The organism is Nonomuraea sp. NPDC050202 (assembly GCF_040656115.1).
GTDB lineage: Bacteria > Actinomycetota > Actinomycetes > Streptosporangiales > Streptosporangiaceae > Nonomuraea.
This window is the reverse complement of record NZ_JBFALF010000017.1, coordinates 95,962-108,411: the sequence shown is the minus strand read 5'-3', so window position 1 is coordinate 108,411 and position 12,450 is coordinate 95,962. Positions and strand designations below refer to the sequence as shown.

The window sequence follows — 12,450 nt, the reverse complement described above, 5'->3', positions numbered from 1 at the left end:
GGGCTCGTGACGCGAAGGGACCTTCCCACGCGGGCCGGGGCGACGAACTCGCTGGTGGACGTGGCGGGGCTGCGGGTGGGGCACGCCCGGCTCGTCGGGGGCGGCTTCCGTACCGGGACCACCGTCGTCCTCGCGCCCGCCGGCGGCGCGGTGGCGGGGGTGGACGTGCGGGGCGCCGCACCCGGGACGCGGGAGACGGAGCTGCTGGATCCGCGGAACCTGGTGGAGCGGGTGCACGCCGTGGTGCTGTCGGGCGGGAGCGCGTTCGGGCTGGGGGCCGCGTGCGGGGTGATGTCGCGGCTGGCGGACGCGGGCGTGGGGTTCCCGGTGGAGGGCGGCGTGGTGCCGATCGTCCCGGCGGCGGTCATCTTCGACCTGGGCCGCGGCGGCGCCTTCCGCGCCGTCCCGGACGCCGCCCTGGGCGCCGCCGCCTACGACGCCGCCACCTCCGGCGGCCCGGCCCCCGGCCCGCACACCGCCGCTTCTCCCGCCCTCCCTGAAGGGACGTCAGCCCCGGACGGCTGTGCCTTCGCCTCTCCCGCTCCCCTTTCCGAAGGGACCTCAGCCTCTCCCGCTCCCCTTCCCGAAGGGACCTCGGCCTCCGACGGCGAGGCAGTCGCGGGCGGCGGTGCCTCCGCTTCTCTCCCCCTTCTCACCGAAGGGACCCCGGCCCCGGACGGCGGGAGGAGGGACGGCGGCGTCGCGTGTCACGCTGGACCGGCGAGAGGGTCGGTCGGGGCCGGGACCGGAGCCATGGCGGGCGGGCTGGCCGGCGGGACGGGCACCGCGAGCGCCGTGCTCACCGACGGCACCACCGTGGCCGCCCTCGCCGTGGTGAACGCCGTCGGATCCGTCCTCGACCACCGCGACGCCACCCTCTCGGGCGCCAGATACGGCCTGCCGGGCGAGTTCGACCACCTCGTCCCCCCGGCCCCGGAGGAGGCCGGCGCCTGGAGCCCCGCCGGCACGCCCTCCTTCAACACCACGATCGGCGTCGTGGCCACCGACCGCACCCTCACCAAGGCCCAGTGCGGCAAGCTGGCCGCGGTCGCCCACGACGGCCTGGCCAGGGCCATCAGGCCGGCCCACACCATGACCGACGGCGACACCATCTTCGGCCTGGCCACCTGCGCCCGTCCCGCCCCCGGCCACGACGCGCTGCAGGACATCCTCGCCGCCGCGGCGGACGCGTTCAGCCGCGCCGTGGCGCACGCCGTCCTGGCCGCCACCGGGCGCCCGGGCGCACCGGCCTACCTCGACGTCTTCCCGAGCGCACTGCGGAGCCGACCATGACCTTCGACCAGAGCTGGCCCACCGGCCTGCCCATCGGCGCCGGCTGGGTGGAGAGCGCCGGCACCACCGACGTGATCTTCCCCTACGACGGCTCCACGGTGGCCGCCGCCCCGCTCGGGACGGCCGCGCACGCCGCCAGGGCCGTGGACGAGGCGCTCGCCGCGGCCCCCGCCGTGGCCGCGCTGCCCTCGCACGCCCGCCGCGCCGCCCTCATGGGCGCCCACGACGCCCTGCGCGACAAGCGGGAGGAGTTCGAGCGGCTGCTCGTGCTCGAGACCGGCAAGCCGCTGGTGGACTGCCGGGTCGAGGTGGCCAGGACGCTCCTGACGCTCGCCACCGCCGCCGAGGAGGTCGCCAGGCTGCACGGCGAGACCGTGCCGCTCGACCTGCTGCCGTCCGGCGAGGGCCTGATCGGGTTCTGGACGCGCCGGCCGATCGGCGTCGTCGTCGGCATCACCGGCTTCAACTATCCGCTCCTGCTCGCCGCCCACAAGATCGCCCCGGCGGTGGCGGCCGGTTGCCCGGTGATCGTCAAGCCGGCGCCCGCGACCCCGCTGGCCACGCTCTGGCTCGTCCACCTGCTCAGGGACGCGCTGCCCCCCGCCGCCGTGCAGGTCGTCACCGGCGGCGTCGAGGTCGGCCGCACGCTGGTGGAGGACCGGCGGATCGGCGCGGTGTCGTTCACCGGCTCCGCCGCCGCCGGCCACGCCATCGCGCGGGCCGCCGCCCCGACGAAGGTGCTGCTGGAGCTGGGCTCGAACGCGGCCCTCGTGGTCGCGGCCGACGCCGACCTCGAGGCCGCCGCGGACGCGGTGGTGCGCGGCGGCTACTACGCCTCCGGCCAGGCGTGCATCTCCGTGCAGCGGGTGCTGGTCGAGGAGCCCGCGGCGGCGGAGTTCCTGCCGCTGCTGGCCGAGCGGGTCAAGGGCGTCGCCGTCGGCGATCCCCGGCTGCCGGGGACGCGGGTCGCCCCGCTGATCGACCAGGCCGCCGCGGACCGCGTGCTGGAGTGGATCGCCGCCTCCGGGGCCGACGTGGTCACGGGCGGGCACAGCGACGGGCGCGCCATCGCGCCGACGGTGCTGGCCGGCGTGCCGGACGGGGCCGCCGCCTGGGACGAGGAGATCTTCGGGCCGGTCGTGTGCGTGCGCCAGGTGCCCGGCCTCGACGCCGCCTTCGCCGCGGTCAACAGGTCCAGGTACGGCCTGCACGCGGCGGTGTTCACGCGCTCGCTGGCCACGGCGTTCGCGGCGATCGAGCGGATCGAGGCGGGCGGGGTGGTGGTCAACGACGTGCCGGGGTTCAGGGCCGACAACATGCCGTACGGAGGGGTGAAGGACTCGGGGGCGGGACGGGAGGGGCCGCGGTTCGCGATCGAGGAGCTGACCGTCACCAGGATGGCGATCATCCGCCCGTGACGCCCGGTGCCCGTGACGCCCGGTGCCCGGAGCCCGGGCCGCCCGAGTCGAGGAGACCTCTCTCGGCGGCACCGGGTCCGGGCACGGCTGCCGACCGGCTGGACCGGTCAGATCAGGGGACGTGGGCTACATCTCGGCACGAACCATGCGGAGATGGTGGCGGATCACCGGGGCGCTGTCGCGCGCCAGGTCCTCCACCCACTGGGAGTGCCCGCGCCGCAGCTCCCGCTGCCCCAGCCAGAGCGCACGCTCGTGCGCGTCCTCCTGGAGCCGCAGCCAGGCGCGGTCGAAGCGGTGACCGGACCTGGAGAGCACCGCACGAAGGTCGCGGCGCTGCTCGGCAGTGGGGGAACTCGGGATACGGACGTCGAGCCGGTCGGCGACCCCGCGCAGGCGTGCGTCCAGCCTGCGGTGGTCGCGGATCAGCCGCCAGGCGATGCCGCGGACGTCCCGGTCACGGGACTTGCGCAACGCGGCCTTGCCCGCCTCGATCTCGGCGAGGTGGCCGCGGTGCGCCGCCCTCAGGTACGCGATGTCCTGGGGCGAGGCGTGCAGCGCCGCGCTCGACGTGCTGACGTCGGCGACGGTACGCCCGGCCGTCCGGGAGACGTCCTGGGCTGCCGCCTGGGCCTGGGCCTGGGCGGCGGTCGGGGTCATGGTCAGTGCCAGCACGGCCGCGAGGCCCGCGGGTGCTAACTTCCGTGCTGTTCTCATGGGTCCCTCCTTTCCTGGGACCCGTGCCCGCTGCCCTATTCGGACGGAAGTATTCGGCTCAATTCGGCGGATCGAATCGGCCGTCCACGGCGGTCCAGCCGCCGTCCACGTACAACACGGAGCCCGTCACGAAGCTCGCCGCGTCGCCTGCCAGGTAGACCACCGCCCCGGCCAGCTCGTCCGCCGTGGCCCACCGGCCGAGGGCGCTCTTGGCGGCGTAGGCGGCGTACCAGCCGGGATTTTCCTTGATCTGCTTGGTCAGCGGCGTCTCCACCACGCCGGGCGCGATGGCGTTCACCCGCACCCCGTGCGGGCCGAACTCGGCGGCGGCCGTGCGCAGGAGCTGCACCAGCCCGGCCTTCGTGGCCGAGTACACGCCCTGCCCCGGCTCGGTGACCGAGGCCCTGATGGAGGCGAACCCGATGATCGAGCCGCGGCCCCGCTCGACCATGCCCGCGCCGAACGCGCGTACCACGTCGAAGGAGGCCCGCAGGTTCAGCCCCACCACCCGGTCGAACTCCTCGCCCGAGTAGTCGAGCAGCCGCTTGCGCACGTTCGTGGCCGCGGTGAACACCAGCACGTCGGCCGGCTCGTCCGCGGCCAGCGCGCGCACCGCCCCGGGGTCCAGCACGTCGACCAGCCGGGCGTCCCCGCCAGGAGGCCCGCCGCAGCCCGCGGCGGTCTCCCGGGCGGCGGGCAGGTCGCGGTCGGCGCACACCACCGAGGCGCCGTGCGCGGCCAGCGCCAGCGCCGCCTCCCTGCCGATCCCGCTTCCTGCGCCGATCACCACGGCCCGCCGCCCGTCCAGGCGGAACAGCGCGTCATATCCCATACGACGCACCCTAACCACTGGTCCGACCAGTGCACCAGGCTGTGCTCGACCGGCGAGCCGGCTCAGCGCCGGCGGGCGGCCTCCCAGTCGGCGCGCAGCAGCTCGTACTCGACCTCGCCGTGCTCGGAGCCCTCGATGGGCTCCGGCCAGTCCAGGCGGAAGGTGCGCACGAACCGCAGCCCGCACTTCTCCATCACCCGCCGCGAGCCGAGGTTCACCGCCATCGTCTGGGCGAACACCCGCCGGGCGCCCAGCTCGGCGAACGCCTTGTCGATCAGGGCGAGCGAGCCCTCGGTGGCGTACCCCTGGCCCCAGGCCGCCTTGTGCAGCCGGTATCCCAGCTCGGGCTCCTCCTCGGGCCCGCCCTCGGCCGGGCGCAGGTGGAACCAGCCGAGGAACTCGCCCGACCGCCGCTCAACGGCGGCGAAGAAGCCGCCGTTGACGAACCTGGGCACGGTCCTGTCCAGGATCACCCGGCGCGGGGTGGGCTTGCCGCCGTTGAGGTACCGCATCACCTCGGGGTCGTTGTGCAGGTGGAACAGGTCGTCCGCGTCGGACTCGGCGAAGCGGCGCAGGGTCAGCCGCTCGGTCTCCAGGTAGGTGTGCACCGGGGCACCCTAGTCGGTGGCGCCGGGCCCTTTCGACCGGTTTTCGCCCGCGTGCCCGGCCGGGCCCCGCATGCTGGTCCAGGCGATCAAGACCGCCCGCGTCGCCGGATCCGTGAAACGAGTTGCCGAAGTTTTGTAAGGCGGCTTACGATTCTGTCATGATCAACACGGATCCGGCCGCCTACGAAGCACTGCGGGATCGCTACGGCGCCCCCGTCGGCGTGGAGGAGGCGCGCGCCCAGTGGGGCTCGCTCGTCAGGGCCGCCAGGAGCGGCACCACCACGCTGATCACCCGCGAGCGCTACGAGTGGGCCGCGCTGATCCCGCTGTCGGAGGTGTACGGCCTGCTCAGCGGCCTGCCGGTGGTCTCGCTCTCGACGGCCCGCGCCAGGCTCGGCGACCTCGTACGCCAGACCGCCGGCCCGTACGACGAGGGGCCCGTGCTGCTGACCCGCCACCGCACCTCGGTCGCCGCCCTGATCGCGGCCCCGCGCCTGCTGGACCGGCCCGGCGCCCGGCGCGGGCCCGACGCGGACGAACTGCTGGCCCGGGGGCACACGATCACGCTGGCCCGCGGCCCGGTGGACGGGATCACCGCCATCGCCCGCGACCGGGACGGCAAGGAGATCGCGGCCGGCTCAGGCCGGGACGCCGTCGCGGCCCTGCGGTCGCTGGCGCACTGAACCTACTCCGGTTCGGCCGGCTCCACGAAGGAGTCGGGCCCGGGGTAGACGAGCTGCTCGTGGCCGTCGTCGTAGCGCACGAGGTACGGGGGAGTGCCGTCAGGGCCCCGCACCTCGACGATCTCGGCCTTCCTGTCTCCCTGGCCGACCACGTGACCGTGGATGATCAGCAGGTCACCGGCGTTCGCGTGCATGTGGATTCCTCTCTGGCTGGGCTCTGGCAACCGCGAGGTTCCCTCCCACCTTGCACCAGACCGGCCTCTCCGGGAAGCGCGGCGGATCGGCCTGCTGGCGGCGCTGATGGCGGTGGCGCGCGGCGTGGAGGTGCACCTGCTCGGCCTCCCGGGGCCCGCGCAGGGCTTCGCCCGTTTCCTCGGCTTCACCCGCACCTGGACCGGGCGGCGGCGCCCGGAAGGGGGGAGCGCCCCCGAGAGCCGCGTCGATCCGCGCCCGCGCGGTCAGCGGGCGGCCGGGGCGTGCAGGTGGCCGAGGGTGAGGGGCGGCGGTGGTGGCAGCGGCTCGGCGTGCTCGGCGCGGAACGACTGCAGCAGGTACGCCACCAGCCGCCGTGACGCCGCCGCCGCGGTCTGCGCCGTGCCGGTGGCGGCGCCGCAGTTGGCCTTGAGCAGCAGCGTCAGATCGGCCAGGTCGAAGTCGGCACGCAGCCGCCCGGCGGCCTTGGCCCGCCGGACCACCTCGGCGAAGCCCCGCTCGGCCCGCGCCCGCGTCCGCTCGTAGTCGATCGCGTCCGGGAACGCCGTCAGGAACGCGTCGGTGAACCCCCGGTCGGCGACCTGCATCGCGCACACCTTCTCGATCGCCGCGCAGAACCCCCGCCACGGGTCCGGATCGGCCAGCGCCTCGTCCACGACCGACGCGCACGCCGCCAGCTCGTCGCCGAACACCTCCGTGATCAGCGACTCCCGGGAGGGGAATCGCCGGTAGAGCGTGGCCACGCCCACCCCGGCGCGCCGCGCGATGGCGGCCATCGGCACGTCCAGCCCGCGCGTGGCGAACGCCTCGCGGGCGGCGTCCAGGATGCGCGCGCGGTTGTGCCGCGCGTCGGCGCGCATCGCCTCGGCGGGCTCCATCTGAGAGGGATGAGCAGGCATGTTTCTCACATTAACCTAAGTGGACGGCATCCTCCATTTAGCGCGCTAGCTTCACTCACATGGAGACGAACGAGATGCGCGCGGCCGTGTTCGACCGGTACGGCCCCCCGGAGGTCCTGTACGTGGGCACGGTGCCCAGGCCGGTCCCCGCCCCCGGCGAGGTGCTGGTGCGCGTGCACGCCGCCAGCGTCAACGGCGGCGAGCTGCACGGCCGGGCCGGCAAGGTGCGGCCGGTGACGGGGCTGATGCAGCGCGGCTGGCCCAAGCGCATGGGCCTGGACTTCACCGGCGAGGTCGCCGCCCTCGGCCAGGGGACTGCGGGCCCGCGGGTCGGCGACCGCGTGTGGGGCGTGCTGGGCCGCACGTTCGGCAGCAACGCCGAGTACCTGACGGTCAGGCCCCGTCAGCTGTCCCTCGCCCCGGCGGGGCTCGACCTGGTGGAGGCCGCCGCGCTGCCCGTGGGCACGACGGCGATCACGGCGCTGCGCGACAAGGCGCGGCTCCGGCCCGGCGAGCGGCTGCTGGTGCGCGGCGGCAGCGGCGGCGTGGGCGTCGTGGCGGTGCAGCTCGGCAAGGCCCTCGGCGCCCACGTCACCGCGCTCGCCGGCGCGCGCAACCTCGGCCTGGTACGCGAGCTCGGCGCCGACGAGGCCCACGACTACGCCACCACCTCCCCGGCGGACCTCGGGACCTTCGACGTGGTGATGGACACCGTCGGCACCGATCACCCCGCCTACCGCCGCCTCCTGACGCGGTCCGGCCGCATGGTGGCGATCGCCTTCGACCCCAGCAGGGTCGCCGCGTCCCTGGCGTACATCGCGGTCTCCGCCGTCCACGGCGGGCGACGCGTGCGGGCCTTCAGCGGCAACCCCTCCCACCGGCTCTTCGCCGACCTCGCCCGGTACGTCGAGAGCGGCGCCGTCCGCCCGGTCGTGGACACGGTGTTCCCCCTGGACGACGTCGCCAAGGCGCACCGGGCGCTGGAGGCGGGCGGCGTCCGGGGCAAGGTCGTCATCCGGATCGCCTGAAGTGCCAACAGGTGTTGACATGGCCGCGTTGCGCCTCCTAAACTCATCACACAATGAATTAGGAGCGATGCCATGCGCAGAACGCCCGCAGCCGCCGTCAGCGCCACCTTCTTCGCCGCCGGTCCAGGAGTCGTCGCCGTGCTCGTCCCGTACTGGATCGGCGGATGGCGCTCGCGCGCCCCCTTCCCGGATCCGGTCATGATCCCGCTCAGGGCGCTCGGCGCGCTCCTGGTGCTCGCGGGGCTGGCCGTGGTGGTCAACGCCTTCGTCAGGTTCGTCGTCGAGGGGTTCGGCACGCCGATCCCGGTCGCGCCGCCCGACCGGCTGGTCGTCGGCGGGTTCTACCGGTACGTCCGCAATCCCATGTACGTCGCGATCTTCGCGGCCGTCATCGGCCAGGCCATGCTCTTCGGGGATGCCTGGCTGCTGGTCTACGCCGCCGTCCTGGCGATCCCGGTCTACTCCTTCGTCCACTGGTACGAGGAGCCGCACCTGCGCAGGAAGTTCGGCGCCGACTACGAGGCCTACCGCGCCCACGTGCCGGGGTGGTGGCCGCGGCTGCGCCCGTACCGGCCTTGACAGAAAATTGGGGCCCCATGTCGGATCCTGTTTGACGCCCAGTGAGGAAATATGGTCGTCTCGTGACCTATGTTTCTGATGGGATGAAATAGACAGGTCCGGGGGAGAACGTTTCATGCCGCACGCCCTCATGCGCGTGCTCACTTCGACGGCCATCGCCGGCACGGTCCTCGCCGGCGTGCCGTCCGCAGCCGGGGCCCAGGCCCAGCCCGTTCATCCGCGCGTACAGGTGCGGCCCGTGCCCGCGGTGCAGGAGCCGCCGGCCGCCACCGTCACTGTGCCGCAGCGTGCCTCGCTGGCCCTCCGGCCCGCGGGGAACGAGCGGGTCGGGCCGGAGGCGCCCGAGGTCACCACGCCCGCGGGCCCGGAGCTGAGCGACGAGATCACCTCCGCGGCCACCGCCGTCCAGGAGGCGCAGGGGTTCGGCAGGCAGGCGCCCGACGTGCGGGACGTGCTGCCGGACACGTCGCAGGCCGAGCCCCTCAACCTGAGCAAGCCGCTCGCCGCGATCGCCAGGACGTTCGAGGGGCTCGGCAAGGCCGTTCCGGGGCTGACGTACCGGCTCTGCGTCGAGAGCGACGCCGTGCCGGTCGCCTGCTCGATCCGGCAGCCGGTCGGCGTGCCGGTGGCCGCCGACGTGACCGGCGACGCCAAGCCCGACCTGGCCGCCGACCTGGTGCCCGCCGCCGACCCCGGTGAAGGTTCGGCCGGGATCACGTTCGCGGTCAAGCGGCTGTCCAGGCAGAGCGTGAAAGCGCAGGTCTGGGCCGAGTACGACGACAAGGTCTCGGTCGGCTTCGACGGCCTGCGCCGCGGCTCGTCGCTGTCGGCCGCCGACCGGGGCACGTTCACCGTGGACCTGGCGGGCAAGCGGATCAAGGCCGTCGTCGAGCGCAAGGAGCCGGGGCAGAGCGCCGCCGTCGTGGCCGGGCTGACCGGGCGCAGCGCCGTGAGCCTGCGCCAGACGCCGGCCACGAGCGAGCTCACCGTCAGCGCCGCGCTCGACACCCCCACCCTGAACGTCAGCGCCTCCGCCCCCGCCGAGGTGGAGGCGGTGGCCGTGACGGGCCGCCGGTTCACCCGGGCCGTGCTCGACCGCATGCCCACCCGCGCCGAGGTGCGGCTGTCGGGCGGCGAGGTGCGCTTCTCCGGACCGTCATCCGTCGCCCGCGCCCACGTGCACGACCTCTCCTACCGCGATGGCAGCCTGTCGAGGGTGACCGAGGTCGAGCTCCGGCGCCTCCCGCCGTCCTTCACCGCGAGGTACGGCACCGCGAACGGCAAGCAGACCCTCTCCGTCGCCACCGGCTCGGGCCGGGCGGGCGAGGCGAGCCTGCGCTACTTCGACCGGGCCGCGGCCAAGACCGTGCTGAAGGCCGAGCTCAGCGCGCTGCCCGCCAGGGTACGCCTGGTCAACGACCTGGCCGCGCACCGCGTCACGCACTCGACCAGCTCGCCCATCGGCAGGTTCGCCGTCGTCCTGCAACGCGACGGGGGTGCCGTCTCCACCCCGCGCGGCGGCCACGTCACCATGATCAAGGACGGCGCCGCCGTGGGGGTCTCCGCGCTGCTGACGGGGCTGTCCGGGTTCGACGTCACCTACGGGGCCGCGCCGCGCGTCCACCTCGCCGTCGGCGCAGGCGGCCGCTCGTTCGTGGGCGCGGCCAGCATCGACCGCACCCACGTGGCCCGCATGGAGATCTCCAACACGCCCGCCACCGTGGACGTCACGCTCGACCCCGCCGCGCGGAAGGCTGTCTACCAGGCCAGCGGCGTGATCGAGAAACTGCGGGCCGCCTACACCAACCTCAGGTCGGGCCCCACCGTGGACGGCACCGTGCTCGGCGTGCACGACGACGTGAAGGCGTCGTGGGAGCTGGGCGAGCGCTCGACGGTCAAGGTCGCCACGTCCTCCACGCTCGAGGAGGTGCGGATTTATGTCAATAAAGCGCACGTCACCCGGGCGACCGGCGAGGACCTGCGCGCCACCGTCAAGGGCGTGCGCAAGCGGGCCGAGCTCGTCGCCGACACCGGGGCCAGGACCCTGAGCTGGGTCTCCGACGGGCCGGTCGAGCGGGTGTCCGCGCTGGCCAGAGCCAAGCTCGGCGACCGGTACGCCAGAGCCGCCGCCGAGGTCACCGGCGTGCCCGCGAAGTTCGACGCCTCGTGGAACGCGGCCTCGTACCGCTTCCGCGGCCTGTCGGGCCCCGTGCGGACGGCCGCGCTGGCCTTCACCAACCACGACGGCGCCAAGGCCCCCTCCGGGCCGCACCTGGCGGCCCACTACGACCAGGCCACCGGCGACCTGGACGCCAGCGTGCTGGTCAACCGGCTCTCGCACGTCGAGTTCACCCCCGCCGCGCAGGGCTTCACCGCCGACTTCCGCTCGGCCACGCAGACCCTCGCCGTGGACGCCGACGTCCGGCAGGGCGACACCCGCTTCGGGATCGCCGGCACGGTCGGGCCCGTGCCGGGACGGCTGGCCGTCACCTCGGCCGGCGGCAAGCTCACCTACTCCGGCTCGCGCCTGGACGTGCGCGCCCGCGCCTGGCTCGGCACGGCAGCCGCGCTGGACCGCATGCGGGCCGCGCCCGCGATCGCCGGCGGCGTGTCGCTGGTGGACGGCGGGTGCGCGGCCGGCAGGCCCGGCTGCGCGCCCGGCCCCTTCTGCGTGCCGCAGCGCGGCTGCTTCGGCCTGCAGGGATACCTGGACGTGACCGGCCTGCCCGACCAGGTGACGGTGGACCTGACCGGCAAGACGTTCGCGTTCTCCGGGTTCCGCCCGAAACGCCGCAGCCTCGGCGTGTACCTGGCCAGCAGCGTCCTGTCGCCTGTGCCGATCAAGGCCAGGGCCACGCTGACCGGCCTGCCCTCCAAGATCACCAGCATGTCGGTGGGGCCGTTCGGGGTGGGTCAGGGGAACGCGGTGCAGGCCTCGTACCGGATCGAGCCGGCCGCCACGCTGGGCGCGCTCGACGTGCGGGCCGAGGCGGGCGGGCTGCGCGGGCACGTGGCGATCGACCCGGTGCCCGCGGCGGTGACCGTCCAGGGCACGTACGGGGCCAGGACGCGCATCCGCGTGAACAACTCCGCGGCCGTCAAGCACCTCACCGCCAAGGTCACGCTCCCCGGCAAGGGCACCGGCGAGCTGCGCTTCTCCGACGTGCCCGCCGTCTTCGGCGTGGACGCCGACGCCTCGGCCGCCGGGCTGAGCGTGCCGGCCGTCACCTACAAGGCGCCCGGCGGCGCCAGCACCCTCGACGGGCACCTCGGCGTGGAGGGCGGCCTGGTGGACCCGTCGGGGCGGCTCGGGGACGTGTCGGTGACGGTCAGGGACCTGGCCGCCGACACCACGATCCGGCTCAACCCCGACCAGTCGCTCGACCTGGTCTCGCGGCCGGTGCCCACCGGCCGCATCGCCCTGCGCGCCGGGCTCAGGGTGGACCCCGTGGCCGCCCAGAAGATGGCGGTGAGCAAGGAGGTCCCGTACACGACCGGCTTCCTCACCTACCACGTCGGCGGGCAGTTCGGGCTCGGGCAGAGCTCGATCGAGCAGCTCTCCCTGTCCATCGCCCGCATGTCGTGGCTGCGGATCCGGCCCGGCAAGGTCCCGTTCGGCATGAAGGCGCCCCCGGCGCTCGGCTACGTCGCGCCCGGCTTCGAGGGGCACTACGGCACTGTGAAGGTCGCCGCCAAGGGCGTGAACCTGCGGCCCGACGTCAGGCTCGACGTCAGGCTGAGCAGGGAGATCGGCGAGGACGCCTTCCGCGAATCGGTCAGGATCGGCCCCACCACCTCGCTCGCCCTGCGCCGCTACGACCAGCGGATGCGCCGGATCGGAGCCAAGCAGGAGATCAGGGCGGCCGGGATCAGCCTGGCCTGCGTCACGGTGGACGCCAAACCCGGCTTCGCCGCCGGCGCCGAGCGCGGCACCATCACGCTGCGCGGCGCCGACGGGCCGCAGATGCTCTCCCTGCTGGACCCCGGCGGGCAGGTGCCGGACTACGCGGTGGACCTGCTGACGCACTTCATGAGCCCGTTCCCCGGGGCGGAGTGGAAGGTGGCCGGCGCCAAGGCGGGCTCCTGCGCGGCCGGCGGCGGCTCGCCGCGCCCGGACGACCGGTAGTCCGGAACCGCGTGTCACATTCGTCCCCTGATCATCCTCGATAATGACGAGGGCGAT

11 protein-coding genes are annotated in these 12,450 nt (G+C 74.4%); 6 read left to right on the top strand and 5 right to left on the bottom strand.

Annotation, left to right across the window (positions count from 1 at the left end; translation table 11 throughout):
* The first annotated feature begins 6 nt into the window (after positions 1–6).
* Entirely contained in the window at positions 7–1,293 is a 1,287-nt protein-coding gene (locus AB0I79_RS35735) for a P1 family peptidase (protein ID WP_357882950.1), read from the top strand.
* Entirely contained in the window at positions 1,290–2,711 is a 1,422-nt protein-coding gene (locus tag AB0I79_RS35730) for an aldehyde dehydrogenase family protein (protein WP_357882947.1), read from the top strand. The genes AB0I79_RS35735 and AB0I79_RS35730 overlap by 4 nt, the downstream gene beginning before the upstream one ends.
* Positions 2,712–2,837: 126 nt before the next feature.
* Here AB0I79_RS35730 and AB0I79_RS35725 read toward each other — a convergent pair whose 3' ends face one another.
* The 3 genes from AB0I79_RS35725 to AB0I79_RS35715 all read right to left on the bottom strand — a co-directional run bounded on the left by AB0I79_RS35725 (position 2,838) and on the right by AB0I79_RS35715 (position 4,865).
* Positions 2,838–3,425, bottom strand: coding sequence for a DUF4142 domain-containing protein (locus AB0I79_RS35725; RefSeq protein WP_357882944.1), 588 nt, complete (start codon positions 3,423–3,425; stop codon positions 2,838–2,840).
* A gap of 58 nt (positions 3,426–3,483) precedes the next feature.
* Positions 3,484–4,257: an SDR family oxidoreductase gene (locus AB0I79_RS35720; protein WP_357882941.1), complete on the bottom strand. Its 774-nt coding sequence runs from the start codon at positions 4,255–4,257 to the stop codon at positions 3,484–3,486.
* Between the two features lie 62 nt (positions 4,258–4,319).
* Entirely contained in the window at positions 4,320–4,865 is a 546-nt protein-coding gene (locus AB0I79_RS35715) for a GNAT family N-acetyltransferase (protein ID WP_357882938.1), read from the bottom strand.
* A gap of 158 nt (positions 4,866–5,023) precedes the next feature.
* On the opposite strand from AB0I79_RS35715, the gene AB0I79_RS35710 reads away from it, so the two are divergent.
* A complete protein-coding gene (locus AB0I79_RS35710; RefSeq protein ID WP_357882935.1) occupies positions 5,024–5,548 on the top strand; it encodes a hypothetical protein in 525 nt (174 codons plus the stop codon).
* Between the two features lie 2 nt (positions 5,549–5,550).
* Here the strand turns inward: AB0I79_RS35710 and AB0I79_RS35705 are convergent, their stop codons facing one another.
* A complete protein-coding gene (locus AB0I79_RS35705; protein WP_357882932.1) occupies positions 5,551–5,742 on the bottom strand; it encodes a DUF1918 domain-containing protein in 192 nt (63 codons plus the stop codon).
* Between the two features lie 264 nt (positions 5,743–6,006).
* Positions 6,007–6,660 carry a helix-turn-helix domain-containing protein gene (locus AB0I79_RS35700; RefSeq protein WP_357882929.1) on the bottom strand — a complete coding sequence of 218 codons (654 nt, stop codon included), beginning with the start codon at positions 6,658–6,660 and terminating at the stop codon, positions 6,007–6,009.
* A gap of 59 nt (positions 6,661–6,719) precedes the next feature.
* Between AB0I79_RS35700 and AB0I79_RS35695 the strand changes: the two genes are divergently transcribed.
* The 3 genes from AB0I79_RS35695 (at position 6,720) to AB0I79_RS35685 (ending at position 12,393) form a co-directional block, all read left to right on the top strand.
* On the top strand, positions 6,720–7,688 hold the full coding sequence (locus AB0I79_RS35695; protein WP_357882926.1) for an NAD(P)-dependent alcohol dehydrogenase: 969 nt from the start codon (positions 6,720–6,722) through the stop codon (positions 7,686–7,688).
* 72 nt (positions 7,689–7,760) lie between these two features.
* Positions 7,761–8,267, top strand: a complete 507-nt coding sequence (locus AB0I79_RS35690; RefSeq protein WP_357882923.1) for an isoprenylcysteine carboxylmethyltransferase family protein — start codon at positions 7,761–7,763, stop codon at positions 8,265–8,267.
* A gap of 115 nt (positions 8,268–8,382) precedes the next feature.
* Positions 8,383–12,393, top strand: a complete 4,011-nt coding sequence (locus tag AB0I79_RS35685; RefSeq protein ID WP_357882920.1) for a hypothetical protein — start codon at positions 8,383–8,385, stop codon at positions 12,391–12,393.
* Positions 12,394–12,450 lie beyond the last annotated feature (57 nt).

Coding starts and splice junctions, on each gene's coding strand:
- AB0I79_RS35730 (WP_357882947.1), top strand. CDS start 1,290: ATGACCTTCGACCAGAGCTGGCCCACCGGCCTGCCCATCGGCGCCGGC.
- AB0I79_RS35725 (WP_357882944.1), bottom strand. CDS start 3,425: ATGAGAACAGCACGGAAGTTAGCACCCGCGGGCCTCGCGGCCGTGCTG.
- AB0I79_RS35720 (WP_357882941.1), bottom strand. CDS start 4,257: ATGGGATATGACGCGCTGTTCCGCCTGGACGGGCGGCGGGCCGTGGTG.
- AB0I79_RS35710 (WP_357882935.1), top strand. CDS start 5,024: ATGATCAACACGGATCCGGCCGCCTACGAAGCACTGCGGGATCGCTAC.
- AB0I79_RS35705 (WP_357882932.1), bottom strand. CDS start 5,742: ATGCACGCGAACGCCGGTGACCTGCTGATCATCCACGGTCACGTGGTC.
- AB0I79_RS35700 (WP_357882929.1), bottom strand. CDS start 6,660: ATGCCTGCTCATCCCTCTCAGATGGAGCCCGCCGAGGCGATGCGCGCC.
- AB0I79_RS35695 (WP_357882926.1), top strand. CDS start 6,720: ATGGAGACGAACGAGATGCGCGCGGCCGTGTTCGACCGGTACGGCCCC.
- AB0I79_RS35690 (WP_357882923.1), top strand. CDS start 7,761: ATGCGCAGAACGCCCGCAGCCGCCGTCAGCGCCACCTTCTTCGCCGCC.
- AB0I79_RS35685 (WP_357882920.1), top strand. CDS start 8,383: ATGCCGCACGCCCTCATGCGCGTGCTCACTTCGACGGCCATCGCCGGC.